General features: G+C 65.4%; 29 protein-coding genes and 1 riboswitch. Of the genes, 11 read left to right on the forward strand and 18 right to left on the reverse strand.

Annotated elements, in window-relative coordinates; genetic code table 11:
- Nucleotides 1-60 precede the first annotated feature (60 nt).
- On the reverse strand, nt 61-405 hold the full coding sequence (locus BMI86_RS19295) for a hypothetical protein (protein ID WP_078542791.1): 345 nt from the start codon (nt 403-405) through the stop codon (nt 61-63).
- 191 nt (nt 406-596) lie between these two features.
- Between BMI86_RS19295 and BMI86_RS19300 the strand changes: the two genes are divergently transcribed.
- Together BMI86_RS19300 and BMI86_RS19305 are read left to right on the forward strand one after the other, a co-directional pair.
- Nucleotides 597-1,247 (forward strand): carbonic anhydrase, encoded by a 651-nt coding sequence (locus BMI86_RS19300; protein WP_078542792.1) that lies wholly within the window; start codon nt 597-599, stop codon nt 1,245-1,247.
- A 138-nt stretch (nt 1,248-1,385) separates the two neighbouring features.
- Nucleotides 1,386-2,096: a hypothetical protein gene (locus tag BMI86_RS19305; RefSeq protein WP_078542793.1), complete on the forward strand. Its 711-nt coding sequence runs from the start codon at nt 1,386-1,388 to the stop codon at nt 2,094-2,096.
- Nucleotides 2,097-2,142: 46 nt separating this feature from the next.
- On the opposite strand, the gene BMI86_RS19310 is transcribed toward BMI86_RS19305, so the two are convergent.
- Nucleotides 2,143-3,747, reverse strand: a complete 1,605-nt coding sequence (locus BMI86_RS19310) for a DUF4139 domain-containing protein (RefSeq protein WP_078542794.1) — start codon at nt 3,745-3,747, stop codon at nt 2,143-2,145.
- A gap of 174 nt (nt 3,748-3,921) precedes the next feature.
- A riboswitch (TPP riboswitch) is annotated at nt 3,922-4,028 on the forward strand.
- A gap of 36 nt (nt 4,029-4,064) precedes the next feature.
- Between BMI86_RS19310 and thiB the strand changes: the two genes are divergently transcribed.
- From thiB to BMI86_RS19325, 3 genes are read left to right on the forward strand one after another with little or no spacing between them, the layout of a single operon-like run.
- On the forward strand, nt 4,065-5,057 hold the full coding sequence (thiB, locus tag BMI86_RS19315; RefSeq protein WP_078542795.1) for a thiamine ABC transporter substrate binding subunit: 993 nt from the start codon (nt 4,065-4,067) through the stop codon (nt 5,055-5,057).
- A complete protein-coding gene (locus BMI86_RS19320; RefSeq protein ID WP_078542796.1) occupies nt 5,033-6,595 on the forward strand; it encodes a thiamine/thiamine pyrophosphate ABC transporter permease ThiP in 1,563 nt (520 codons plus the stop codon). The genes thiB and BMI86_RS19320 overlap by 25 nt, the downstream gene beginning before the upstream one ends.
- On the forward strand, nt 6,579-7,274 hold the full coding sequence (locus BMI86_RS19325) for an ATP-binding cassette domain-containing protein (RefSeq protein WP_078542797.1): 696 nt from the start codon (nt 6,579-6,581) through the stop codon (nt 7,272-7,274). The genes BMI86_RS19320 and BMI86_RS19325 overlap by 17 nt, the downstream gene beginning before the upstream one ends.
- Before the next feature lie 133 nt (nt 7,275-7,407).
- Here BMI86_RS19325 and BMI86_RS19330 read toward each other — a convergent pair whose 3' ends face one another.
- The gene (locus BMI86_RS19330) at nt 7,408-8,538 is read right to left on the reverse strand and encodes an S-(hydroxymethyl)glutathione dehydrogenase/class III alcohol dehydrogenase (RefSeq protein ID WP_078542798.1); all 1,131 of its coding nucleotides are present in this window, start codon (nt 8,536-8,538) and stop codon (nt 7,408-7,410) included.
- Between the two features lie 73 nt (nt 8,539-8,611).
- Here BMI86_RS19330 and BMI86_RS19335 point away from each other — a divergent pair, with 73 nt between their 5' ends.
- The 5 genes from BMI86_RS19335 (at nt 8,612) to BMI86_RS19355 (ending at nt 11,990) form a co-directional block, all read left to right on the forward strand.
- Nucleotides 8,612-8,980, forward strand: coding sequence for an I78 family peptidase inhibitor (locus BMI86_RS19335; protein ID WP_078542799.1), 369 nt, complete (start codon nt 8,612-8,614; stop codon nt 8,978-8,980).
- Nucleotides 8,981-9,069: 89 nt separating this feature from the next.
- Entirely contained in the window at nt 9,070-9,288 is a 219-nt protein-coding gene (locus BMI86_RS21340; protein WP_078542800.1) for an I78 family peptidase inhibitor, read from the forward strand.
- Nucleotides 9,289-9,573: 285 nt separating this feature from the next.
- The gene (locus BMI86_RS19345) at nt 9,574-9,921 is read left to right on the forward strand and encodes a DUF2794 domain-containing protein (RefSeq protein WP_078542801.1); all 348 of its coding nucleotides are present in this window, start codon (nt 9,574-9,576) and stop codon (nt 9,919-9,921) included.
- A gap of 119 nt (nt 9,922-10,040) precedes the next feature.
- Nucleotides 10,041-11,141, forward strand: coding sequence for a chorismate synthase (gene aroC / locus BMI86_RS19350; protein WP_078542802.1), 1,101 nt, complete (start codon nt 10,041-10,043; stop codon nt 11,139-11,141).
- Nucleotides 11,142-11,369: 228 nt separating this feature from the next.
- On the forward strand, nt 11,370-11,990 hold the full coding sequence (locus BMI86_RS19355; protein WP_078542803.1) for a TetR/AcrR family transcriptional regulator: 621 nt from the start codon (nt 11,370-11,372) through the stop codon (nt 11,988-11,990).
- Here BMI86_RS19355 and BMI86_RS19360 read toward each other — a convergent pair whose 3' ends face one another.
- From BMI86_RS19360 to BMI86_RS19390, 7 genes are all read right to left on the reverse strand, one after another.
- Nucleotides 11,991-12,776, reverse strand: a complete 786-nt coding sequence (locus tag BMI86_RS19360) for an NYN domain-containing protein (protein WP_078542804.1) — start codon at nt 12,774-12,776, stop codon at nt 11,991-11,993. It lies immediately after the preceding gene.
- 91 nt (nt 12,777-12,867) lie between these two features.
- The gene (locus BMI86_RS19365) at nt 12,868-13,215 is read right to left on the reverse strand and encodes an antibiotic biosynthesis monooxygenase (protein WP_078542805.1); all 348 of its coding nucleotides are present in this window, start codon (nt 13,213-13,215) and stop codon (nt 12,868-12,870) included.
- A gap of 77 nt (nt 13,216-13,292) precedes the next feature.
- Nucleotides 13,293-14,099 carry a cytochrome c1 gene (locus tag BMI86_RS19370; protein ID WP_078542806.1) on the reverse strand — a complete coding sequence of 269 codons (807 nt, stop codon included), beginning with the start codon at nt 14,097-14,099 and terminating at the stop codon, nt 13,293-13,295.
- A gap of 20 nt (nt 14,100-14,119) precedes the next feature.
- Nucleotides 14,120-15,436 (reverse strand): cytochrome b, encoded by a 1,317-nt coding sequence (gene petB, locus BMI86_RS19375; RefSeq protein WP_078542807.1) that lies wholly within the window; start codon nt 15,434-15,436, stop codon nt 14,120-14,122.
- 12 nt (nt 15,437-15,448) lie between these two features.
- Nucleotides 15,449-16,009, reverse strand: a complete 561-nt coding sequence (petA, locus tag BMI86_RS19380) for a ubiquinol-cytochrome c reductase iron-sulfur subunit (protein ID WP_078520169.1) — start codon at nt 16,007-16,009, stop codon at nt 15,449-15,451.
- Between the two features lie 376 nt (nt 16,010-16,385).
- Nucleotides 16,386-17,099, reverse strand: a complete 714-nt coding sequence (locus BMI86_RS19385) for a response regulator transcription factor (RefSeq protein ID WP_078542808.1) — start codon at nt 17,097-17,099, stop codon at nt 16,386-16,388.
- Entirely contained in the window at nt 17,099-17,596 is a 498-nt protein-coding gene (locus BMI86_RS19390) for a MarR family transcriptional regulator (protein WP_075775697.1), read from the reverse strand. The genes BMI86_RS19385 and BMI86_RS19390 overlap by 1 nt, the downstream gene beginning before the upstream one ends.
- Before the next feature lie 152 nt (nt 17,597-17,748).
- On the opposite strand from BMI86_RS19390, the gene BMI86_RS19395 reads away from it, so the two are divergent.
- Nucleotides 17,749-18,618 (forward strand): branched-chain amino acid aminotransferase, encoded by an 870-nt coding sequence (locus BMI86_RS19395; protein WP_078542809.1) that lies wholly within the window; start codon nt 17,749-17,751, stop codon nt 18,616-18,618.
- An 86-nt stretch (nt 18,619-18,704) separates the two neighbouring features.
- Here BMI86_RS19395 and BMI86_RS19400 read toward each other — a convergent pair whose 3' ends face one another.
- The 8 genes from BMI86_RS19400 to BMI86_RS19435 form a co-directional block, all read right to left on the reverse strand.
- Nucleotides 18,705-18,890, reverse strand: a complete 186-nt coding sequence (locus tag BMI86_RS19400; protein WP_078542810.1) for a hypothetical protein — start codon at nt 18,888-18,890, stop codon at nt 18,705-18,707.
- 104 nt (nt 18,891-18,994) lie between these two features.
- On the reverse strand, nt 18,995-19,957 hold the full coding sequence (locus tag BMI86_RS19405) for a DMT family transporter (protein WP_143594880.1): 963 nt from the start codon (nt 19,955-19,957) through the stop codon (nt 18,995-18,997).
- Between the two features lie 22 nt (nt 19,958-19,979).
- Nucleotides 19,980-21,023 carry a tRNA epoxyqueuosine(34) reductase QueG gene (gene queG, locus BMI86_RS19410; RefSeq protein WP_078542811.1) on the reverse strand — a complete coding sequence of 348 codons (1,044 nt, stop codon included), beginning with the start codon at nt 21,021-21,023 and terminating at the stop codon, nt 19,980-19,982.
- A gap of 151 nt (nt 21,024-21,174) precedes the next feature.
- Nucleotides 21,175-22,701: an FAD-dependent oxidoreductase gene (locus tag BMI86_RS19415; protein ID WP_078542812.1), complete on the reverse strand. Its 1,527-nt coding sequence runs from the start codon at nt 22,699-22,701 to the stop codon at nt 21,175-21,177.
- 214 nt (nt 22,702-22,915) lie between these two features.
- Nucleotides 22,916-23,581: a glutathione S-transferase family protein gene (locus BMI86_RS19420; protein WP_078542813.1), complete on the reverse strand. Its 666-nt coding sequence runs from the start codon at nt 23,579-23,581 to the stop codon at nt 22,916-22,918.
- A gap of 175 nt (nt 23,582-23,756) precedes the next feature.
- A complete protein-coding gene (locus tag BMI86_RS19425; RefSeq protein ID WP_078542814.1) occupies nt 23,757-24,101 on the reverse strand; it encodes a TfoX/Sxy family protein in 345 nt (114 codons plus the stop codon).
- Entirely contained in the window at nt 24,101-24,700 is a 600-nt protein-coding gene (recR, locus tag BMI86_RS19430; protein WP_078542815.1) for a recombination mediator RecR, read from the reverse strand. Before recR ends, BMI86_RS19425 begins: the two co-directional genes overlap by 1 nt.
- Before the next feature lie 4 nt (nt 24,701-24,704).
- Complete coding sequence (locus BMI86_RS19435) at nt 24,705-25,049, reverse strand: YbaB/EbfC family nucleoid-associated protein (RefSeq protein ID WP_078520159.1); 345 nt, start codon at nt 25,047-25,049, stop codon at nt 24,705-24,707.
- Nucleotides 25,050-25,155: the final 106 nt, after the last annotated feature.

Below are 25,155 nucleotides of genomic sequence, written 5' to 3' on the forward strand. Positions count from 1 at the left end.
TGCTTTCGTCCCAGAGCCTAGCGTTGCCGCGCCTGCCCGCAAGGGCCGATCGATCACGCCTCAGGAAGACAGGTTGCCGATATCCCAGACCTCGGTGAGCGAGCGTTCCGCGATCCGGCCCAGCCGCGCCATCACCGCCGCCTGCGCCACCGCATCGCCACCCGAGATGCACTCCAGAAGGTCGCGCGCCGTGCTGACCATCGACACCAGCCCGACCTGTTCGGCAAGCTCCATCACTTCGACGATTGCGCGGCGCAGCTTGCCGCATTGGCCCGATTTCGTGGCCTCTTCCAACGCGCTGAGATGGAAGGCGAGATCTTCGACCGTGGCGCAGATCACCCGCTCCGCCCCGTCCTGTCCCAGCTCCGCATAGAGCACCACCAGCCGCGCCGTATCCAACGACATCTTTTCCTTGCAGCGCAAGCGAGACACTTGTGTCACCCCGACACCCCCTTTGATTTCACCATCGCCCGGGCGGTAACGTGATCGAGAGGTCTCAAGATTTCGTTGAGCGATACGGAAAATCTTCTCGAAACCCGGCGCGCAACGCGCTATTTGACGCAGCGATAAGACGCCAGACACCAGACGAGGGATCGATGAGAGAGCATGTGAAACCGCTGCCCAGCTACCTTGTGAGCCGTTATCAAGGATGGCACGCCACCGCCTATGACGAGAACCGCGCCTGGTATCGCCGCCTCGCCTCCGAAGGGCAGCGCCCGCGTTCGATGATCATCGCCTGCTGTGACAGCCGCGTGCATGTCACCTCGATGTTCGGCGCCGATCAGGGCGAGTTCTTTATCCACCGCAACATCGCGAACCTCGTGCCGGAATTCACGCCCGATGGTGACCACCACGGCACCTCGGCGGCGGTCGAATATGCGGTGACCAGCCTGAAGGTCGCGCATCTGATCGTGCTCGGCCACTCCAATTGCGGCGGTGTCGCGGGCTGCCATGCGATGTGCTCGGGCCATGCGCCGGAGCTGGAGGAGAAAAGCTCCTTCGTCGGCACCTGGCTGAACCTGCTGCGCCCGGGCTACGAGCGCGTGACCGACCTGCCCGAGGATCAGCAGGTGCTGGCGCTCGAGCGTGAGGCGGTGAAAGTCAGCCTCGAGAACCTGATGACCTTCCCCTTCGTGCGCGAGGCGCTCGATGCGGACCGGATGACGCTGCACGGGCTGCGCCATGACATCGGCGAAGGCGTGCTCGAACAGTATAACGCCGACACGGATCGGTTCGAGACGTTCTGAGGCTTTGTCCTTTCCGTTGGCCCCGGCGCGGGGCCGACGGCGCCGCTGCGGCGGAAATCCGACTGGTGTTCACGGGCTGTTAAGCTTGATGCGCGAGGCTGGGGGAACCCCGCCAATGCGAACGAGCTTCGACCCGCCATGCCACAATCTGCATCCCGCTCCCATTCTCAGCACCGCCTTGTCTCTCTGCGCCTGCCGCTCGATCTGATCGACCGCATCGCGGCGGAAGCGCGTGCGTTCGGTCTGCCCCCGGCAGAACTGATCCGGCGCGTGTTGCAGGACGGTCTGGCGGAGGAGGCAGTGCTCGAAGCATCCGGTGCGAAAGCGCCGCTGCCGGAGATGCACGCGGTGCAGGAGGCGCTGGATCAGGCGCGCGACTGGTTCGATCTGCAACATCGGCTGCGGGGGGAGGGTTTCGTGCTGCGGCTTGCAGGCGGCGGGGCCTTGGGGCTGCACGCATGGCCCACCAACCGCTTCCTGATGCTGCTCGACGAAATCGGGCCGAGCCTGACGGAGCTTGTGCTGCGCTTCGGCGCGCCGTTTCCGGGTGACGATGGCGGGCGCACCAAGATCGTAGGTGCAACGGCGGGGCAGGGCGCGACCGTGGCGGAGGGCGCGTCGGCACGGGCCGCTGCCGCCGAATATGCGGCAGCGCAGGCCGCGCAGGCGGTGGGCCCGCAAGCCGCGCCGGAGGACGGGGCGCCCGAGGCGACAGAGAAGACTGGCGATGCAGAGGCACAGCCCCCCGAGGCAGCGAAGGCCGAACCTCCCGCGCGCGGGTTTTTGCGCCTGTCACCGGCACTGCTCGCGAAACTGCGCGCTGCGGCCGATCCGCGAAACGCAGCCTGATCACGCTGGCCTTCGCCGCGCGCGGGGCCGCACGCGCAGCCTTGCCTTAGCGTAGAACCTGATCCGTCGGCCAGCTGAGCGTGGTCTCGGTGCGGATCGTCTTGGTCTCGCCCGCGCCCAGATCGAAGCGCCATGCGAGCACGCCACGGCGATGGTCGTAGTCGGTCTCGCTCGCAGGCGGGGTCGCCTTGGTCGTGATCTTCAGGTCTTCCTGTTCGGAATAGGGTACCCGGTCGATCACCCGCATCGGCCAGCCTTTGTCGGTGAGGTTCTTCACCTCGATCTCGACCACCTCGCGGCGCTCGTTCGATTTCGAGATGAAGCCGCTATCGCCTTCCATCGTGTCGGGCATGCGGCGGTCCACGCGGATGCCTTCGATCGGCCCGAAGCCAAGCGTCAGATCGTCGCCCGCCGCGACCATCGGCAGGTGCGACTGACCCACGAGCGCGCCATCGGCATAGAGGTTCGCGGGGCCGGGCAACAGGATTTCGCCGGTGTCGTTCTTGCCCTCGGCCACGCGATAGGCCTGCGGATCGGTCAACGGGGCAGCTTCGGCGAAGACCTCCATCGGCAGGGTCTTGGAATCGAGGCTCAGGCGCAGATCGTCCACCCCGTCGCGCAGGTCCACCGCGCTCGGGTAATGATAGGTCACCGTCTCGCCTTGCATCTGCAGATCGGCGCGGTCGCTGATCGCGGCCTCCATCATCGGGGCAGAGGCAGCGCCATCGGACGCGGCGAGGGAACGCTTCATCGGCACCGGCGTGGGCGGCGCATCGGGATCACCGATCCTGGCCAGCCGCGGATAGACCTCGCCCGGCTCCGCCCGCCCGCCGGGACGTGCCGTTGAGAGGGTCAGATCGACGCCGCGCCAATCCTCGCCGGTGGCCTGATGGACCGAGACGAACCGCTCCATGTCCACCGCTTCCTTGTCGCGATCGAGCCGCAGATCATAGGAGGGCTGCCAGCCCGCGTTCTTGACGTAGGAGGTGATCGTCAGCGTTCCCGAGCCCTGCACCTTGGCGCTCAGCACGTCGTGATCCTCTGCCGGGTTCAGTAGCGCATCGAGCGCCGCCTGCGCCTGCTTCACCGCCTCTTTCGCGGGGTCGAGCGCGGCTTCGGCGCGGCGGGCTTCCGCCTCGGCGGCAATCGCGCGTTCGGTGGCGGAGAGGATCTGGTCCTCCACCATCTGCGCCAGCGCGCGGAGCTGTTCAGGCGCGGTTACCTGCGAGTCGGTGTTCTTGAGATAGGTGATCTGGTCGCGCGCGGCCTGCGCCTTCGCGCGGATCACGGCCACGGCGTCTTCCTGTTCCGCAAGCGCCTCTTGCGCCGAGGCCAACCGATCGCGCGCAGATTTCACTGCGGCGCTGTCCTGCCCGCTGATCGCGGGCGCGCGCCCGGAGAGCAGGCTCACCGCGCCGATCTGCACACCGTCGCCCGAAACCCGCAGCGTCGAGATGTCGGTGCCCTCGGGAAAGCCCGGCACCAGCAGGTCATGGCTGCCCTCGGGGGCGTCGAGCGTCACCTGCCGCACCACCTGCGCGCCTTGCGGAAAGAGCGTCACGGCCGTGATCTTGCCCGGTGCCTCGATCGTGTCGGCCAAGGCGGGCAGGGCGGTCGCGACCAGCAGGGCCGCCGTGAGGGTAATGCGCATCGGTTCCTCCCAAATCCGTTCCAGATTGAGCCTGCGTCGCGCCGCGCGCAGTTGCAAGCCATTGAAATCCGGCGCGGGTCGCCACTGGCGGGAACTCGCCAGAGGGTCCGGGGCGCGGGGCGGGGACGCTGTGCCTGCTTGCCCTTGCGTCCGCAGCCGCGCGCGCTTACGTTGCGCCCTACCTCGGGGTGCCAGCGCAAGGCTGGCTGAGATGCGATCCACGCGAACCCGTTGAACCTGAACCGGTTAAGACCGGCGGAGGGAAGGTAGCCGGTTCTCCCGGCCCCACTCCGCCCGGCAAGCCCAAGGAGTGAGGCATGAAAACCCACCTGATGCTTGCGGGAGCCCTGAGCCTGATCGCCACGATGGCGGCGGCCGAGGACAAGCCCGTACTCACCGTCTATGCGCCCGATTATTTCACGAGCGAATGGGGCCCCGGCCCCGCGATCGAGAAGGGGTTCGAGGCGAGTTGCGATTGCGATCTGAAATTCGTGGCGGGCGATGTGCTGCCGCGCATCCTGCTAGAAGGCGACAAGACCTCCGCCGATATCGCGATCGGCCTGAACACCGACGTGACCGCGAAGGCGCGCGCCACGGGCCTGTTCGCCCCGCATAACGAGGACACCTCCGATCTGACCATGCCGGTCAAATGGGACGATCCGATCTTTCTGCCCTTCGACTGGTCGGAGCTGGCCTTCGTCTACGACAAGACCAAGCTGAAGAACCCGCCCGCGAGCTTCCAGGAGCTGCTCGATGCGCCCGATGACGCCTACAAGATCGTCATCGAGGATCCGCGCAGTTCGGTCGCGGGTCTGTCGCTTCTGCTATGGGTGAAGGACATCTACGGCGACAAGGCCGAAGAGGCCTGGACGAAGCTCGCGCCCAAGGTGCTGACCGTGACGCCGGGCTGGTCCGAGGCCTACGGGATGTTCACCGATGGCGAGGCGGATATGGTGCTCAGCTACGTCACCTCGCCCGCCTATCACATCATGGCCGAGGAGGATGACAGCAAGGTCGCCGCGATCTTCCCCGAGGGGCATTACTTCACCCCCGAACTGGTCGCGCAGCTCAAGACCTCGAAACATCCCGAGCTGGCGCAGAAATTCCTCGATTACGTGCTCAGCCCCGATTTTCAGGGCATGATCGCGACGGCGAACTGGTCCTTCCCGGCGAAACTGCCGCATGACCAACTGCCGGAGGTGTTCCGCAACCTGCCGATGCCCGACAAGACGCTCTATCTGGGTGAGGCCGAGGCCGAGAAACTGCGCGGTTCGGCGCTGGACGAATGGCAACGCGCCTTCTCCAAATAAAACGCGCGCCCCTCTGGGCGGTGCTGGCGGGTGCGGCTTTGGCCGCGCTCGTCCTTGGTACATTGGCGGCGGTGTCGCTCCGCGCGGGCGGGCTCACGGGGCTGCGCGAGACCGATCTCGCCGCGATCCGCTTCACGCTGTGGCAGGCGGCGGCCTCGGCGCTGATCTCCTGCGCGCTGGCGGTCCCGGTCGCACGGGCGCTGCACCGGCGCCGCTTTGCGGGGCGGGGGCTGCTGATCTCGCTGCTGGGCGCGCCCTTCATCCTGCCGGTGATCGTCGCCGTCTTCGGGCTGATCGCGGTCTTCGGACGGCGCGGGTTGGTCAATGCGGCACTTGCGCCCTTCGGCATCGATCCGATCTCGATCTATGGCGCGCAGGGCGTCATAATCGCGCATGTCTTCTTCAACCTGCCGCTGGCCACGCGGATGATCCTGCACGGATGGGAGGCGATCCCGACCGAGCGGTTCCGCCTTGCCGCCACGCTGGGCTTCGGCCCGGCAGAGGTCACCCGCCACCTCGAACGCCCGATGCTGCGCAGCGTCCTGCCCGGCGCGTTTCTCGCGATCTTCCTCGTCTGCCTGACCTCCTTCGCGGTCGCGCTGACCTTGGGCGGAGGCCCGCGCGCGACCACGGTGGAGCTGGCGATCTACCAAGCCTTCCGCTTCGATTTCGACATGGGTCGCGCGGCGAGCCTTGCGCTGGTGCAGGTCGCGATCTCGGTCGCAGCCCTGCTGATCGCCGCGCGCGCGACCCTGCCGTCGAGCTTCGGCGCGGGGCATGACCGCCGCGCCACGCCGATCCCGCAATTGTCCGGCGGGGCAGAGCGCGTGGCCTTCGATACGCTCGCGATCCTTCTGGCAGCCGTCTTCCTGCTGCTGCCGATCGGGGCGGTCTTCGCCCGTGGGCTGCCTGCGCTGGCCGAGCTGCCCGAGATGATCTGGCCCGCCACGCTGACATCGCTGGTGATCGCGCTGGCCTCGACGGTGATCACTCTTGCCATCGCCCTGCCGCTCGCGCTGGTGGCCACGCGGCAACGCTGGGCGGAGATCGCGGCGATGCTGCCAATGACAGCGTCGAGCCTCGTGATGGGGACCGGCGCTTTCCTGATCGCGCGGCCCTTCGTGAACCCCACGGACCTCGCCCTGCCGATGGTTCTGCTGACCAATGCCGCGCTGTCGGTGCCTTTTGCGACTCGCATCCTGATGCCCGAGATTCGCACTTTGCAGGCCGATTACGACCGGCTCGCCGCCTCGCTCGGGCTGCGCGGCTTTGCCCGGCTGCGCCTGCTGACGCTCCCGCGTCTGGCCCGGCCGCTGGGCTTCTCGGCGGGGCTGGCCGCGGCCTTCTCGATGGGCGATCTGGGCGTCATCACGCTATTCTCCGATGGCCAGACCCGTACCCTGCCGCTGGCGCTTTTCCAGCTCATGGGCTCTTATCGCATGGATCAGGCGGCAGGCGCTGCGAGCCTGCTCCTGATCCTCACCTTCGCGCTTTTCTGGGCGCTCGACCGCGCGGGGTATTATGCTGACCCTCGATAGACTGACCCTCACACAGGGCGATTTCCGCCTCGATGCCGACCTCACGATCCAGACCGGCGCGCGCGTCGCGCTGATCGGCCCGTCCGGCGCGGGGAAATCGACGCTGCTTTCGGCCATCGCCGGCTTCTTGCCGCCCGCAAGTGGCCGCATCCTCTGGCAGGGCGAAGACATCACCGCGATGCCGCCGGGGGAGCGCCCGCTCTCGATCCTGTTTCAGGATCAGAACCTCTTCCCGCATCTTCGGCTCGAGACCAATCTCGCGCTCGGCCTGAACCCGGAGGGCAAGATCGACGCCACCGACCGCGCCCGGATCGAGACCGCGCTGGCGCGTGTGGGCCTCGAGGGGATGGAGAGGCGCAAACCCGGCGCGCTGTCGGGCGGGCAGCAAAGCCGTGCGGGGCTCGCGCGGACGTTGCTCCGCGGCCGCCCGATCCTGCTGCTCGACGAGCCCTTCGCGGCGCTCGGGCCCGCGCTGAAATCCGAGATGCTGGCTTTGGTGGCCGAGATCGCCCGCGAACAGGGCACGACGGTGCTGATGGTCAGCCACGATCCCGAGGATGCGCGCGCGCTTTGCCCGCAGACGGTTCTGGTGGCCGAGGGCCACGCCCATGCGCCGCAAGAGACCGGACCGCTTCTCGACGATCCGCCGCCTGCGCTGCGGGATTATCTGGGGAGTTAGGGGCGCTGCCCCTCTTCGCTGGCGCGAATTCACCCGGGGATATTTGACCAAGAGCGAAGGGGAGATCGCTCCCTTGGCTTCGCCTTGGCCCAAATATCCCGGGGGTCCGGGGGCAGCGCCCCCGGACTTGGGCTTAGTAGATCACGACCGAGCGGATCGACTCGCCCGCATGCATCAGATCAAACGCCTTGTTGATGTCTTCGAGCGGCATGGTGTGGGTGATCATCGAGTCGATCTCGATCTTGTCGTTCATGTACCACTCGACGAATTTCGGCACATCGGTGCGGCCCTTGGCGCCGCCGAATGCGGTGCCTTTCCACGTCCGGCCCGTGACGAGCTGGAACGGGCGGGTGCCGATCTCGGCCCCCGCGGGTGCGACGCCGATGATGACCGACACGCCCCAGCCACGATGCGAGCATTCCAGCGCGTCGCGCATGACCTGCACATTGCCCGTGGCGTCGAAGGAATAGTCCACGCCGCCGATCTGATCGCGCTCGGTCTTGGTCAGGTTGACGATCTGCTGCACCACCGGAACGTCCGATTTCGACGGATTCACGAAATGGGTCATGCCGAACTTGCGCGCCATTTCCTCTTTGCCGTCGTTCAGGTCCACGCCGATGATCATGTCGGCACCCGCCATGCGCAGGCCCTGAATCACGTTCAGACCGATGCCGCCGAGGCCGAACACGGCGGCGGTCGAGCCGATCTCGACGCCAGCAGTGTTGATCACCGCGCCGATACCGGTGGTGACGCCGCAGCCGATATAGCAGATCTTCTCGAACGGCGCGTCGTCGCGGACCTTGGCGAGCGCGATCTCGGGCATCACCGTGTGGTTCGCGAAGGTCGAGCAGCCCATGTAGTGATAGATCGGCGTGCCATCGAGCATCTTGAAGCGCGTGGTCCCGTCCGGCATCAGGCCCTGACCTTGGGTGTTGCGGATCGCGGTGCAGAGGTTCGTCTTGCCCGACAGGCAGGACGGGCATTCGCGGCATTCCGGCGTGTAGAGCGGGATCACGTGATCGCCCGGCTTCAGCGTGGTGACGCCTTCGCCAACCTCGAGCACGACGCCCGCACCCTCATGGCCGAGGATGGTCGGGAAGATGCCCTCGGGGTCAGCGCCCGAGCGGGTGAATTCGTCGGTGTGACAGATGCCGGTGGCCTTGATCTCGACGAGCACTTCGCCCGCTTTCGGGCCTTCCAGCTCCACTTCCATGATTTCGAGCGGTTTTCCCGCCTCTAGCGCGACTGCGGCACGGGTTCTCATGGGCGCATACTCCTTGTATAAATTCCGCAATAGCCTGCGTTATCGGCGCGGCCAATGCAATGAAGGGTGCGACATGTTGAAACGATTTTTCGTCACGGGTTCGATGCTGGCGCTTGCGGCCTGCGATCCCGCGGGTCCGATGAGCGAGACCCCCTCGGATAGCGCAGCTCCCGCGCCTCAGGCCGAAGCGCCCGCGCCCTATGTCACCCCGCCTGTCACCCTCACCAAAGGCGGCCTGCAGGAGCGTGAGCCGGACACTTGCGGCGCGGTGAACTACACCTCGGTCCTCGGCCAGCCGGCGGCACAGATTCAGACGCTGGGGATCACCAAACCCTATCGCATCGTGGAATGGCGCGGCGTCGAGGATCAGGTCTACAACCCGCAGCGCGTCGTGTTCCGGCTCGACTCGCGCGGGAATGTCTACAATATCGATTGCGGGTGAGCTTGATGGAACGGAGCAGGGCGCGGATCGGTCTGATCGTCACATTGGGGATAGCGGCTTTCGGGGGCGCTGCGTGCCAGCCGCACCGCATGCCACCGCGTTCGGGTCCGCCCGCGGCCGGCACCTGTCCGCCGCCGGGGCTCGCGGCGCTGGAAGGGCGGCCTGAATCAGTGCTGGCGGGGCTTACCCTCGCGCGGCCCCATCGCATCATTCATCCGGGCGATGCGGTGACGATGGATTACGCCCCGGATCGGGTGAATTTCGAGATCGACGAGAGCGGCACGATCGCGGCGGTGCGCTGCTACTAGGGCAGAGAGTGCTGCGGATCGGGAAAAGGAAAAGCCCCGTGTCTGACCAGGACACGGGGCTTTTCTGCAGGAGGGAAAAGCGCCCGACGATACGAACTGGGTGGGGGCTGTTTACCGCACCGTCGGGCTTTAGCGTTTTCCGCTGATTTGAAGATGGCGTGGAAACCCGGCAGGAAGGCGCAGGAAATCAGGCATTTTCGCGGTCTTATTCCGGCGCGGCAAAGGCGTATGCAACCTTAGCGCGGGTGGGCTTGATTTGCGCCACGCGCGATGTACCCTTTGTAAATGACGGTTCAAACGCCTTCCCCCCATCCGAACCCTTCCGGCGTGCCGGAGCGGATCGCGTTCGATCGCTCCGAGCTTGGCGTGATCCTGTCGCTTTACGGGCGCGCGGTCGCCGCCGGTGAGTGGCGTGATTACGGGATGAGTTTCCTGCGCGATGTCGCGGTCTTCTCGATCTTTCGCCGCGCCGCCGAAGTGCCGATTTACCGGATCGAGAAACGGCCCGCGCTACGCTCGAAACAGGGGCAATATGCGGTGATCGGGCAGCAGGGGCAGGTGCTGCGGCGCGGCCACGATCTGCGCCAGGTGCTGCGGGTGCTCGAGCGCAAGCTGATCCGTGCGGTGGAGTGAGCGCGTCCCGCGCGCAACCAAGGTCTTTCTAAGCTGCCGCGCCCAATGCCATGCGCGTTGCCTCGCAGCCCCTGACTTGCTAAGCCAGCGCCGAAGGAAACCTGCGAGGCGCGCGTCCCATGTCGTTCAACACTTTCGGTCACCAGTTCCGCGTCACCACCTGGGGCGAAAGCCACGGGCCTGCGCTTGGCGCGACGGTGGATGGCTGCCCGCCCGGCATCGAGATCGACGAGGCGTTCATCCAGCAATTCCTCGACCGTCGCCGTCCGGGCCAGTCGAAGGAGACGACCCAGCGCAAGGAGCCCGACGCGGTGCGCATCCTGTCGGGTGTCTTCGAGGGAAAGACGACCGGGACGACGATTCAGCTGATGATCGAGAATACCGATCAACGCTCGAAGGATTACGGCGAGATCGCGCGACAGTTCCGCCCCGGTCATGCCGATATCACCTATCACCAGAAATACGGTGTTCGCGACTATCGCGGCGGCGGGCGCTCCAGCGCGCGCGAGACGGCGGCGCGTGTGGCCGCCGGGGGCGTGGCGCAGGCCGCGCTACGCCAGTTGGTCCCCGATCTGCAGATCTATGGCTACATGGTGCAGATGGGCGCGAAACATCTGGACCGCGCGAAGTTCGACCGCGATGCGATCCTGCAAAACCCGTTCTTCCTGCCCGATGCCGAGGCAGCGGATGAATGGGCCGATTACCTCGCCGCGATCCGCAAGGGCCAGAACTCGGTGGGCGCCGCGATCGAGGTGGTGGCCGAGGGCTGCCCGGCAGGTCTCGGCGCGCCGATCTACGCCAAGATGGATACCGAACTGGCCGCTGCGATGATGTCGATCAACGCTGTGAAAGGCGTCGAGATCGGCGAGGGCATGGCCTCGGCAGCCCTGACCGGCGTGGAGAATGCCGACGAGATGGTGATGGGGCCCGATGGCGTCGAATATCTGTCGAACCACGCAGGCGGCATCCTTGGCGGGATCACTACCGGCCAGCCGATCACGGTGCGCTTTGCGGTGAAGCCGACCTCGTCGATCCTGACGCCGCGCCGCTCGGTCAATGTCGCGGGGGAAGAGGTGGAGGTGATCACCAAGGGCCGTCATGACCCTTGTGTCGGCATCCGCGCGGTGCCGGTGGCCGAGGCGATGATGGCCTGTGTGATCCTTGATCAGTTCCTGATGGACCGGGCGCAGACCGGCGGTGTGCGCGGCACGATCGGCTGAGGGGGCGCTGCCCCCGTCGCCGTAGGGCGACATTATCGAGGCAAGAGGGGGCTCTGCCCCCGCTCCTTCGGAGCCCCCCAGGATATTTTCGCCAAGCCGAAGATAGGCCGCAGTCTGCCGGATCACCGGTGCAGAGCGCCATGACGTCACGTGTGCGACCTTGCGGGATGTGAACCGCCCGGTTTATTCTGCGAGCCCCGGGGGGCGTTTCCCGGAACCGGAGGGCAGATGTCACAGACAGATCAGATCAATCGCGGGCGCAAGTTCGATCAGGTGCTCGAAGGCGCGCGGACGATCTTTCTGCGTGACGGGTTCGACGGGGCCTCGGTCGATGACATCGCCAAGGAAGCGGGCGTGTCGAAAGCCACGCTTTACAGCTATTTCCCCGATAAGCGGCTGATGTTCGTCGAGGTCGTGCGCTCGCAACTGAAAGAGCAGACCGACAGCGCGGTCGCCACGATCGATTTCGGTGCGGCGCCCGAGGTGGTGCTGTCGCTTGCAGCCGCGCAGATCGTCGACTCGATGAGCTGCAAGCTGAACCAGGGGCTCTACCGGCTCTGCGTCGCCGAATCCGAGCGGTTTCCCGAACTGGGCCGCGCCTTCTACGCGGCGGGTCCGGAACTCGTGCATGAGTTGCTGATGAACTATCTGCGCTGTGCTGCGGATAGGGGCGAACTGGTGATCGACGATATCGACCTTGCCGCCTACCTCTTCATCGAACTGTGCAAGTCGGAACTGCACCCGAAGCTTCTGTTCGGGATTTGCGACAGCTTCAGCGGCGAGCAGAAGGAGCGCGTGATCCGGGGCGCAGTCGCGATGTTCCTCGCGCGCTACGCGGCGAAGGCCTGATCAGGCCAGATCGCGCACCATCCACTGATTGCCTTCACCGCGCTGCAACTGGAAACGGCCCGTCTTGATCAGCAGGTCCGAGAGCTTCGCGCTGCCATAGGTGCGGGTGTCGAAATCCGGGTTGGCCTGCGTGATGAACTGGCCGAGCTGGCCCAGCGAATACCATTCCTCTTCGAGACCGATCGCTTTCATCGCGTTGACGATGATCGGGATCGCGGCTTTGGGCTCCTGCTTGCCGCCCGAAGATTTCGGGGCGCTGGTGCTGCTGGTCTTGTCCGAAGTCGGCTTGGCGGTGGTGTCGGTGGTGCTGTCGCCATTGCCGAGGTTCTCGACATAGATGAAGCGTTTGCAGGCCTTGCGGAAGGCCTCGGGCGTCTTCTGTTCGCCGATGCCATAGACGTCCAGCCCCTGCTCGCGGATGCGGGCGGCGAGGCGGGTGAAGTCGCTGTCCGAGGAGACCAGCACGAAGCCGTCGAACAGATCCGAATGCAGGAAATCCATCGCCGCGATGACGAGGCCGATATCGGAGGCGTTCTTGCCCTTCGTATTGGCGAATTGCTGATCCGCGACGAGGCCCAGTTCGGCCACGCGCTTGGCCCAGCCCGCGAGGCGCTGCGCCGACCAGTCGCCGTAGATGCGGCGCACCGAGGCTTCGCCCAGCGAGGCGATCTCTTCGAAGATCGCTTCGGCATATCCGGCGGGGACGTTATCGGCGTCGATCAGCACGCACAGGCGCGGGGCGCGGGAGGCGGGGCTGATATGGGGCAGGTCGGAAATGTCGGGCATTGTTACTCCTGTTGTCCCTTCCCAGATAGCCCTCTTGCCCGCGACATCCAAGAGCGCGGACGCTTTGCGCCGCGTCAGCGGAGGGAGAATTTCAGCGCCCCTCGGGGCCGTCATACTGGCGTTCGACCTTGGCGACACGCAGCGCGTAATGGCGATACCAGCGATCCTTGCCGAGTTGCTGCGCGAGCTGGTGTTTCGCCACCGCCTTCCACGCGATCAGGGCCGCCTCGTCGGCCCAGTAGCTGACGGTCAGTCCGAAGCCCGTCGCGTCACGTGCGCTCTCCATCCCGATATAGCCGGGCTGCTGAGCGGCGAGCGCGGCCATCTGTTCGGCCATCGCGCCATAGCCCTCATCGTTCGCCCCGGGCAGGGAGGCGAAGATTACCGCGTAATAGGGCGGGTCGGGCAGGGGCGCGAAGCCGGGGGGCGGGGTGGACATCGGGCAGCTCCAGAGAACGGAAAACGCCCCCTCGCGGGCGAGGGGGCGTTCATCAGTCTAGCAGGTCGAGCCCGGGCTTACAGGTCGAACTTCTTGCCCTTATGCGGCGCCCAGAGCTTCTTGTTGGTCAGGTACAGCAGCGTGCTCAGCACCGCCAGCATCAGCACCGCGACGAAGCCCCAGCGCTTGCGCGATTCCAGCTTCGGCTCGGCGGTCCACATCAGGAAGGCGGACACGTCCTGGGCCATCTGTTCGACGGTAGCGGGCGTGCCGTCCTCATATTCGATGAGGTCTTCCGAGAGCGGCGGAGGCATGGCGATCCAACCACCCGGGAAGGTGTGGTTGCCGTAGAAATACGAGCCCGCCTCTTCCTTCTCTTCGCCGGTGTAACCGGTCAGGACCGAGTAGATATACTCGGGGCCGCCGATGCCGCGGAAGAACTGGTTGATGCCGAGGCCGTAGGGGCCGTGGAAGCCCGCGCGCGCTTTCGCCATCAGCGACAGGTCCGGACCCATGCCCATGCCGGAGATGAACGGGAAGTGGTCGGTCTCCTTGCCGGGGCGCTCTTCGCCGGTTTCCTTGTCCATCACGGTGAACTCGGCGGCATAGGCGCGCACCCAGGCCGGGTCCATCATCGGGCCGCCCTGATCAGCGAGCGTGCGGAAGGCGACATAGCGCAGGCCGTGGCAGGCCGAGCAGACCTCCCGGTAGACCTGGAAGCCGCGGCGCAGCTGCTGTTGGTCGAAGGTCCCGAAGGGGCCCTCGAAGGAGAAGTCGATATCCTCGACATGGCTTTCGCCGCTTTCGGCCGCCATCGCCGGGGAGGTCAGGGCGCTTGCCCCGATCACCAGCGCCGACAGGGCAGAGATCAGAAGATGTTTCATTTGGTGTCCCTCTTCCTTACTCATTCAGCCGATTTGATGTCGTAGTGGTGGTTGAAGTCTTCCTCGATCGTCGCCGGCAGCGGTTGCGGCTTCTCGATCAGGCCAAGCAGCGGCAGGATCACGAGGAAATAGACGAACCAGTAGGTCGCGCCGATCAGCGAGATGTAGGGATAGATCCCGTCGGTCGGCATCGCGCCCACCCACATCAGCACCATGAAGTCGATCGCCAGCAGCCAGAACCACCATTTGAACATCGGGCGGTAGGCGCCCGAGCGCACTTTCGAGGTGTCGAGCCACGGGGCCAGCGCCATCACGAGGATCGCGCCGAACATCGCGAGCACGCCGAAGAACTTCGCGTCGACGATGCCGAAGGTGATCCAGTTGACGAACATCACGGCCCAGACGTCCGAGGTGAAGGCGCGCAGGATCGCGTAGAACGGCAGGAAGTACCATTCGGGCACGATGTGTGCGGGCGTCGCCAGCGGGTTCGCCTCGATGTAGTTGTCGGGGTGGCCGAGATAGTTCGGCATGAAGCCCACGACCGCTGCGAAGACCAGCAGGATCACGGCGAGCGCGAACAGGTCCTTGATCACGAAATAGGGCCAGAAGGGCAGGGTGTCCTTCTCGGCTTCCGCTTTCGAGCCGGTGCGGACCGGAACGCCCGTCGGGTTGTTGTTGCCCGTGGTGTGGAAGGCCCAGATGTGAACGACGACGAGCGCCGCGATCACGAAGGGCAGCAGGTAGTGCAGCGAGAAGAAACGGTTCAGCGTCGCGTTGTCCACCGCCGGGCCGCCGAGCAGCCAGGCCTGGATCGACTCGCCGATGCCCGGGATCGCGCCGAACAGGCCGGTGATCACGGTCGCGCCCCAGAAGGACATCTGACCCCAGGGCAGAACGTAGCCCATGAACGCCGTGCCCATCATGCACAGGTAGATGATCATGCCGATGATCCAGGTGATCTCGCGGGGCGCCTTGTAGGAGCCGTAATAGAGGCCGCGGAAGATGTGGATATAGACGGCGAGGAAGAACAGCGAGGCGCCGTTCGCGTGGATGTAGCGCAGCATGTAGCCGCCATTCACGTCACGCATGATGTGCTCGACCGAGGCGAAAGCCAGATCGACATGAGGAGTGTAATGCATCACCAGAACGATGCCGGTGACGATCTGCAGCACGAGGCAGAAGGCCAGCACGATGCCCCAGATCCACCACCAGTTCAGGTTCTTGGGGGTGGGGATCATGATCGTGTCGTAGATCAGCCCGATGATCGGAAGACGCTTATGCGTCCATTTCTCGAAGCCCGTCTTGGGCTCGTAATGGTCGTGGGGAATGCCCGACATTTAAATGCCTCCTCAGCCCAGCTTGATGGTTGTTTCATCGGTGAACTGGGCCACCGGGATATCGAGATTGCGCGGTGCGGGGCCTTTGCGGATCCGGCCGGCGGTGTCGTAATGCGACCCGTGGCAGGGGCAGAACCAGCCGTGGTAGTCCCCGGAGCCGTTGCCGATCGGCACGCAGCCCAAGTGGGTGCACACGCCGATCATCACCAGCCACTCGCCCGCCTCGTCGAGGGTGCGGTTCTCGTCGGTCGCTTCGGCGCCCGGCTTGTTCGCGTTCTCGGCGGAGGTGTCGACCAGATCGGAGAGCGGCACTTCACGCCCCAGTTCGATCTCTTCCTCGGTGCGGCGGCGGATGAAGACCGGCTTGCCGCGCCATTTCACCGTGAGCTGCGTGCCGGTCTCGACGCCCGAGATGTCGACATAGATCGACGAGAGCGCCTTGACGTCGGCCGAGGCATTCATCTGGTTCACCAGCGGCCAGACGGCTGCGCCGGTCACCACCGCGCCGGTACCGGCGGTGGCGTAGTAGAGGAAATCCCTCCGGGTGCCTGCGTTATTATCTGCGTGGGACACGTTGTCTCTCCTTCCCGGGCCCGCGAGGGGGCCGATAGTGACGTGCCGGGGCACGTCGCGAGGTGCCGCCAAACATGGCCGCTCTCATACCAATCACGAATTTGTCAGTCCAGAACACATTCGCCTGAATTTGTGTTGAGGGGCAGTTAAATGTCGCTCTTGCAACAGATCACCCAAGGTCAATGGCCATGCGCATCGGCGAAGGGGGCCGCGCGGGAAGCTCGACGCACAAATACTGCTCCCTATTGGGGAAAAGCGATTCGTGACCTTAAAAACATATAACAAATTCGCATTTTTGAAGATGAGCGAGCCCCACGCGGCGCCTATCGCACCCCTATGGTGGCCCCTCAATATGTAGTATCCGCCGTCCTTCCATTCAGTCGGGCGCGAGCAGGTAGCCCAGACCGCGGACCGTCTGCAGATAGCGCGGCTCGCGGGGGTCGCGCTCGATCTTGCGGCGCAGGCGCGTGATCTGAACATCGACCGCCCGATCGCCGCCGCCTTCCTCGCCACTGCCGCGCTCGCGGCCCAATTCCTCGATCAGTTCCGTGCGGCTGACCACGTCGCCCGCATGAGTCGCGAAGATGCGCATCAGCTGCACCTCGGTCGCGGTCAGCTTCACCAGCGCGTCGCCATCCCACAGCTCGCCCCGCTCCTGATCGTATTTCAGCGGCCCCAGCGAGAGGTATTTCGGACCGCTCTCGGTCTCCTGCGGCACCCTGCGCAGGATCGCGTTGATCCGCAGCAGCAATTCCTTCGGCTCGAACGGTTTCGCGAGATAGTCGTCGGCGCCCGCTTCCAGCCCCTCAATCCGCTCGCGTGTTTCGCCGCGCGCCGTCAGCAGCAGGATCGGCGTGGCGATCGATCTGGCGCGCAGATCGCGGGTCAGCGACAGCCCGTCCTCGCCCGGCATCATCACATCCATCACGATCAGGCTGAATTCCAGCCCCGACAGCAGCGACCGCGCATGGGCCGCGTCGCGCGCTGCGGTGACGAGAAAACCGTTGCGCTGCAGAAAGCTCTTGAGCAGCGTCCGGATGCGCTCGTCATCGTCGACGATAAGGAGATGAGGGTCGGCCGAGTAGGGCATCAGTCGTCTTTCATCATTTGATAGAGCTTGTGCAAGTCGGGGCCCATCATCGCCTCGAGAACCTGCCGGAAGCCCGCCACCGCCTGCGGCCCCGCCGCGCGATAGGCAGAGCGCATTCGCCCGCGCTGGGCTTCTGACAGCGCACGTTCCAGCGTTTCCCCTTCAGCGGTCAGATGCAACCGCCGCTCGCGCTTGTCGCGGGTGCCGACGCGGCTTTCCACCAACCCGTCCTCGATCAGCGTGCGCAGCACCCGGTTGAGCGATTGCTTGGTCACGCCCAGAACCGCGAGCAGCGTCGTCACCGTCAGCCCCGGCTGGCGGTTGATGAAATGCAGCGCGCGGTGATGCGCCCGCCCGTAGCCGTATTCTTCGAGCAGACGGTCAGGATCGGCGGTAAAGGCGCGATAGGCGAAGAACATCGCCTCGATGCCTTTGCGCAATTGCTCGTCAGTCAGAAAAAGAAGTGTCTCGCCCCCGGGGCTTCCGCTATCTGCCATATCGTCCCTCTCTTTTGCGTGACTTTATGTCAGCCTTGTTGACTATCCAAGACTCAACTGCTACCGCAGAGCAGTTTTGACGCAACAAAGTGTCCACTTCGGACGCAAGTTGCGCAATATTCGTAAAATGGCGTGACTGCAAGGAGAGTAAGATGTCGGGCTCGTATGACGATCGTGACGGCAAGATCTGGATGGATGGACAGCTTGTGGAGTGGCGCGACGCCAATGTCCACATCCTGACTCACGCGCTGCATTACGCGTCCTCCGTCTTCGAAGGCGAGCGTTGTTACAACGGCAAGATTTTCAAAGGCGAAGAGCATTCCGCCCGCCTGCGCAGATCGGCGCAACTGCTCGACATGGAAATCCCCTATTCGGTCGAAGAGATCGAAAAGGCCAAATACGACATGCTCAAGGCCAATGGCTGGACCGACGCCTATGTGCGCGCGGTGGCCTGGCGTGGCGCGGGCGAGGATATGGGTGTCTCGGCGCGCAAGAACCCCGTGCGTCTGGCCGTCGCTGGCTGGGAATGGGGCAATTACTACGGCGATGCGAAGATGCAGGGCGCCAAGCTCGACATCGCGAAATGGCGTCGTCCCGATCCGCGCACGATCCCGGCTGAGGCGAAGGCCGCCGGTCTCTACATGATCTGCACCATGTCCAAGCACGCCGCCGAAGATCGCGGCTATTCGGACGCGCTGTTCATGGACTGGCGCGGCTACGTGGCCGAGGCGACCGGTGCGAACATCTTCTTCGTTAAAGACGGTGAGGTTCACACGCCCAAGGCCGACGTGTTCCTCAACGGGATCACCCGTCAGACCGTGATCGGCCTGCTGAAGGAAAAGGGCATCACCGTCCACGAGCGCCTGATCGAGCCGACCGAACTGGCTGAGTTCGAGCAGTGCTGGCTCACCGGTACCGCAGCCGAAGTGACGCCCGTCAGCCAGATCCGCGACTTCAACTTCGAGGTCGGCGCGCTAACCCGCGATATCGCCGAGACCTACGAGAAACTCGTGCGCGCCTGATCCGCGCTTCGGTCGAGAAAACAGAAGGGCGTGCCCCCCGGCACGCCCTTTCGCGTTTGTATAGCTCTCAAGCCTAAGTCAGGTGGTCAGGTGGCTTCGGCCCGCTCGATCCGCAGGAACTGTTTCATCCGCGCGCCGTGCTCGGGCCGCCCGCGTTTGCTGAGCTCCTTGATCACCGGGTGGATGCCTTCGCGCCGTTGCAATTCGAGAAACCGCTTCACGCGCGGCCCTTCTGCCTTGAGTTCGGCGCGGTCGATGATGTGACGGGACATATCTTCCTCCTCTCGTCATCGCCTCTGATAGTCACACCATAGCACGATTCGACCGAGTTGTGACGCAGGGGCAGGCAGGTTTATTGTCGCAGGCGGATCGGCGCTCAGCCCTGGGGCGTAGCGGCTTTGCGCGCGCGCTTGCGCTCCAGCCCCAGCCAATGCTCGCGCAGGATGATCGCGATACCGGCCGCGATGATGAGCGCGGCCCCGGCGAGGGTTGCATGGGTCGGCACTTCCGCGAAAATGGTATAGCCGATCACCAATGCCAGCAGCATCGAGGCGTAATCGAAAGGGGCCACCAGCGAGGCGTCGGCGAAGCGATAGGCCGAGGTGAGCATGATCTGCCCGGTGCCGCCGATCAGCCCTGCGAGGATCAGGAGCGTCGCCTCCCACGCGGTCGGCACGACCCAGCCGAAGGGCAGGGAGGCCAGCGAGAGCACCGAGGCGGTGCAGGAGAACCAGAAGACGATCGCCGATGTGCGCTCCGTCCCGACCATGCGGCGGATCTGGATCTGCGCCAGCGCCGCGCAGGTTGCGCCCGCCAGCGCCAGCCCCGCGCCAAGCGCCTCCGCCCCGCCTTCCGGCCCGCTGCCGCCCAGACGGGGCCAGAGCACGATCAGAACGCCCACCATGCCCAGCCCGACCGCCGAGAAGCGGAAGATCCGAACCGTCTCGCCCAGCAAAAGTGCCGCGAAGACGACCGTCAGAAGGGGCGCCGCATAGCCCAGAGCGGTCGCCTCGGGCAGCGGCAGGAAGGCGAGGGCGGCGAAACTCAGCGCCATCGCGGTGGTTCCCACGACGCCGCGCATAACGTGGTTGATTGGTTTCTCCACCCGCAACCCGCCCTGCAACTCACCGCGCCACAGCAGCCACAGGATAATCGGCACGATGCCGAAGAAAGACCGGAAGAACACCGCTTCGCCCGGCGGCACCCGGTCGGAGACCGATTTGATCAGCGCCTGCATGATGACGAAGCCCGTGACCGTGCCGAGCTTCAGCGCGATCCCAAGGAGTGGGCGAGGGGTCTGGGTGGTAACTGGTTGCATGGCCGCGATCAGATAGGCCATGCGCGGGGCGCGGCAATCGCTTTCATCGCGATACCTGCCCGAGCTGGTCGAGCGCCCATCGCGCAGCCTCGGCCACCACTGGATCGGGATCGTCCAGATGCGGGCGCGCGGCCTCGGCCAGTTTCGGATCCTCGGAATTTCCGATCGCATAAAGGACGTTGCGCAGGAAGCGGTTGCGCCCGATCCGCTTGATTGGCGAGCCCGAGAACCGCGCCCGGAACCCGGCATCGTCGAGTGCGGCCAATTCCGCCAGAGGCGGCGCGCCGACGCCGCCGTGATAGCGCGCCTCCCGCGCCTCTGCGGCGAACTTGTTCCACGGGCAGACGGCCAGACAATCGTCGCAGCCATAGATGCGGTTGCCCATCTTGGCGCGCAGCTCTTCGTCGATCGGCCCCTTGTGCTCGATCGTCAGATAAGAAATGCAGCGCCGCGCATCGAGTTGGTAGGGCGCCGGAAAGGCCTCGGTCGGGCAGATGTCGAGGCAGGCCGTGCACGAGCCGCAATGGCTGACCTCCGGCGCGTCGGGTGGTAGCTCCACCGTGCTGAAGATCGCGCCGAGGAAGAACCAGCTGCCCAGATCGCGCGCCAGAAGGTTCGTGTGCTTACCCTGCCAGCCCAGACCCGAGGCCTCGCCCAAGGGCTTTTCCATCACCGGGGCGGTGTCGACGAAGACCTTGATCTCCGCGTCATCGGGCGCCTGATCGAGCAACCAGCGCCCGACGCGCTTGAGCCGCTTCTTCACCAGATCATGGTAATCCTTGCCCTGCGCATAGGCCGAGATTACCCCGTGATCGCGCGCTTTCAGCAGATCCAAAGGGTCGTAATCGGGCGTGTAGGTCTCGGCCAGCATCACCACCGAGCGCGCCTCGGACCACAGCGCCGTGGGATCTCCGCGCCAGCCCATGCGCTCTTCCATCCAGCCCATCTGGCCATGCATGCCCGCGCCCACGAAGGCGGCCAGCCGCTCGGCGGCCTGCGGGATCGCGTCGGGCGTGGTGATGCGCGCCTTCGAGAAACCCTCGGCAAGGGCCGTCTCGATCAACCGCGCTTTCAACTCCGCACTCATGGCTTCGCCTTGGTCCAAATATCCCGGGGGGCCGCGCCGCAGGCCGGCGGGGGCAGAGCCCCCTCGGCGCGTGACGGATGCGGCCCGCATCGCACCGTCGCCGTATCCTTTCGGAGCCGGGCGGGCAAGACAAGGGGCGGGGCTGCGCGCGTCAGCTGGCGAAATGAGCTTCCGCGTAAGCCGCCACCGCGCGGGCTGCGTCGGCAAGCGGCGCGCTCAGTGCCACGTAGCCGTCGGGCCGCACCAACACCGCCGTGCCCTCGCGACCGAAGACCTGCGCAAACGCCTCCGCGTGATCGGGGGCAGGACGCAGTTTCAGGCTCTTGGCAAATGGGCTTTCCGGGGCGGGGCCATCCCCCGCGCACAGCAGGACGAAGCCCGACGGATCGACCAGATCCTGCGCGTGGGCCGGATGCCATGCCCCATCGCGCGCCACCTCCAAGAGCGGGTCGGGAAGCCGCGCACCCGGTGCGATGGTGCCGCGCGCATGCGGGCCGTCGGCGAGCGGTCCGCCCTCATAGCCGATCGCGATCTGGCCCATCCGGGCCGCGACTTTCTCCTGCACGAGGTCGCGGCTGCCGAGATAGGGGCTGATATGGTCGATCAGCATCCGGCGCACCGGCGAGGTCGAAGCCATATTGGCGGTCAGCGCCTCGGTCCCGTGCAACAGGTCGCGTATCACCGGCAGGCGCTCGGCCTCGTAGCTGTCGAGCAGGTTTTCGGGTGCCGTGCCCTCGATCACCCGCGCGAGTTTCCAGCCGAGGTTCATCATGTCCTGCATGCCGGTGTTCATTCCCTGACCACCTGCGGGCGAGTGGATATGCGCGGCATCGCCGCCCAGCAGGAAGCGCCCCACGCGCAGCGTCCCGACCATCCGGCTGTTGATCGCGAAGCGCGAAGACCACGTCAGGTCATGCAGCGTCGCAGGCAGATGGGCGCGGGCGTCGAAGACCTGCTGCAGCGTTTCAAGGTCGGGCTGTTCGCTGTCCGCAACATCCGAGGCGATCAGACGGAAACGTCTGCCACCTAAGGGGAACATGCCCAGAAAGCCCTCGCCGGAGGAAAAGATATGCAGTTCCTCGGGGGCCATCGCGCCGCTGACCATCTGGTCGCCGAGTACGAAACCCTGACCCACGGATTTTCCCTCGAAGGGCAGATTGAGCGTGCGGCGGATCAGGCTATGCGCCCCGCCGCTGGCGATCACCCAATCGGGGCGCAGCTCTTCGAGCGTGCCGCCGGGGCCGCGCAGCACCGCTATGGGGCCCGCCTGCGCATCATGGCCCTCGCGGGCGATCGCGACGAGTTCGGTGTTCCACTCCGTCTCGACGCCAAGGGCCGCGCAGGCCTCGCGCAGCACGGTCTCGGTTTCGACCTGTGAGACGAAGAGGATATAGGGGAAGCGGCTCTCGAGATGGGCGAAGTCGAGCCGGAAGAGCGGGGCGCCCTCACCATAGAACTGTGCGATCCGGGTCTGCACGCCGCGCGCCACAAGGGTGTCCGCCAGACCGCGCTGCGCCAGCATCTCCAGCGTGCGGGCCTGAACCGCGATCGCGCGCGAGGTGGTGGCGGGGCTTGCGGATTTCTCGATCAGACGGACGGGCACGCCCTGGCGGGCCAGTTCGTAAGCGGCGGTGAGACCGGTCGGGCCGGCCCCCACGATCAGCACAGGGTGGGGCATGGCAGTCCTCGCTTTGCAGTCCGGGCCAAGCTCTGGATCGGCTTGGGCCTGTCCCTGAGGTAGCGAAGCGAGTGATTAAATCAATTGTTTGAATTTCGTGAGGCGCGCACCTTTGCGTGAGCCAGCACCGTGCCGCGCAAAATGACTGCGCCGCCCGAGATGGTCGGACGGCGCAGTGAAAGTATGGCGATGTTGGGTAGGACGCGCGCGGCGCTTAGAAATCCAGCTCCGCATATTGCGACGCGGGCGGCATGCCGGGCAGCTGATCGGCCAGAAGCGAGCGGAAGGCAGGGCGCGACTTGATCTTCGCATACCAGTCCTTCACGGCTTCCTGCCGGTTCCAGTCGACGTCGGAGATGTAATCAAGGCAGCTCAGATGCGCGGCCGCCGAGAAATCCGCAAGCGTCATCACGTCGCCCGCAAGCCAGCGGCGCTGCTCCAGCAGCCAGCCCATGTAATCGAGGTGATACTTGATCGCCGTAAGGCCCGCCTTCACCGTCTTGCTGTCCGGATAACCTTCCTTGCGGACCTTCTTCCAGACCCGCTCGCCCATGATCCGCGCGGTGACCTCGGCGTTGAACTTATCGTCGAACCACGCACACAGGCGGCGCACCTCGTAGCGCGCGGCCGGATCGCGCGGCATCAGCGGCGCGTCGGTATGGGTCTCGTCGATATATTCGCAGATCGCCTGGCTCTCGGCCATCATCATGCCGTCCATCTTGAGAACCGGGACCTTGCCCGCCGGGTTGCGGCGCAGGAAATCGGGCTGCTGTTCCCAGTAGCGTTCCTCGACGAGTTCGACCTCGAGTTTCTTCTCGGCCAGCGTGAGGCGGACCTTGCGGCAGAACGGGGAGAGGGCGACATGGTAGAGGCGGATCATCGGGGCGACGCTCGCAATTCTCGTTGGGGATTTGGAGAACTGATAACGGCGGGCGCGGGCGGGTTCAATGGCGACCATCCCGCCGATGGCGTTCCCTTGCCGGAAGGTGGCGCGGGGGGCACGGGTCGGATGCCTCCGGCGGGGATATTTTTGCCAAGCCGAAAGGGTGCGGGGACTAGGCTTTCGGCTTGGGTTTGCGTTTTGGTTTGGGGGCGGGCAGGGCGGCCTCGATCACGCTCAGAAGGCCTAAGAGCCACTCCGTGTCTTCCCAGAGGTCCGGGTCGATCTGCCAGTGATACTTGGCGCGCGGATAGGGTTTGCCTGCGACGGGCGCGTGGCCGCTGTCTTCAAGGTAGCGCGTGGCCTCGGGCAATTGGCGCACGAACAGCGTGTCGTCGCACAGAAGCGCCACCGTCTTGCCGCCCATATAGACCGCGTATTCGCCGAACATCGGCCGGGTCGCGATCCGGTCGCCGAGACAGTCGCGCAGCAGCGCCTCCGTCTCGGGCCGGGTGCCCATCAGAAGCTTTTGCGGGCGCGCAGCGCCGCCTGGATCGTGCCGTCGTCGAGATAATCCAGCTCGCCGCCGATCGGCACGCCTTGGGCGAGGCTGGTCACTGCGATGCCGCGCCCTTCGAGCGCCTCGGCGATGTAATGCGCGGTGGTCTGGCCTTCGACGGTGGCGTTGAGGGCGAGGATCACCTCGGTGATGCCTTCCTCGGTGGCGCGTTCGAGCAGGTCGGGGATGCGGAGGTCCTCCGGGCCGATTGCATCGAGCGCAGACAGCGTACCGCCAAGGACGTGGTAGCGGCCCTTGAAGGCGTGACCGCGCTCCATCGCCCAGAGGTCGGCCACATCCTCGATCACGCAGATCTCGCCGGTGGCGCGTTTGGGGTCTTCGCAGATGTCGCATACCGGCGCGGTGGAGATATTGCCGCAGCGCTCACATTCGCGCGCGGTGCGGGCCACTTGCGCCATCGCCTCGGCCAAGGGGCCCATCAGCTGCGCGCGTTTCGAGATCAGATGCAGCACCGCGCGCCGGGCGGAGCGGGGACCAAGCCCCGGCAGTCGCGCCATCAGGGCGATCAGCGCCTCTATCTCGTCGCGCGCGCCGCTCATCGGATCAGACCGGCAGGTCCATGTTCTCGGGCAGGCCCAGCTCGCGCAGAAGGCGTTTCTGCTCTTCCTGTTCGCGGAACTTGGCCTTTTCCTGCGTGTCCTTGATCGCGGCGAGGATCAGGTCTTCGACGACTTCCTTCTCGGAGGCCTGCAGGATCGAGGGATCGATGGAGAGCCCGGTCAATTCGCCCTTCGCGGTGGCGCGGGCCTGCACGAGACCGGCCCCGGCCTCGCCGGTGACGACGATGGATTTGAGCTCTTCCTGGAGCTCGCCCATCTTCTCCTGCATTTCCTTGGCGGCCTTCATCATCTTGGCCATGTCGCCCATGGCGCCCAATCCCTTGAACATCGCTTTCTCCGTCACGTTTGGCTTGAGTGAGAGATACGCATCGCTGCGCGAAGGGACAAGGGACAAGGCGGGAAAACGGCGCGACAGGGCGGCGCGTGCGATTGCG

This window comes from Thioclava sp. DLFJ5-1, assembly GCF_002020115.1.
Classification (GTDB): domain Bacteria; phylum Pseudomonadota; class Alphaproteobacteria; order Rhodobacterales; family Rhodobacteraceae; genus Thioclava; species Thioclava sediminum.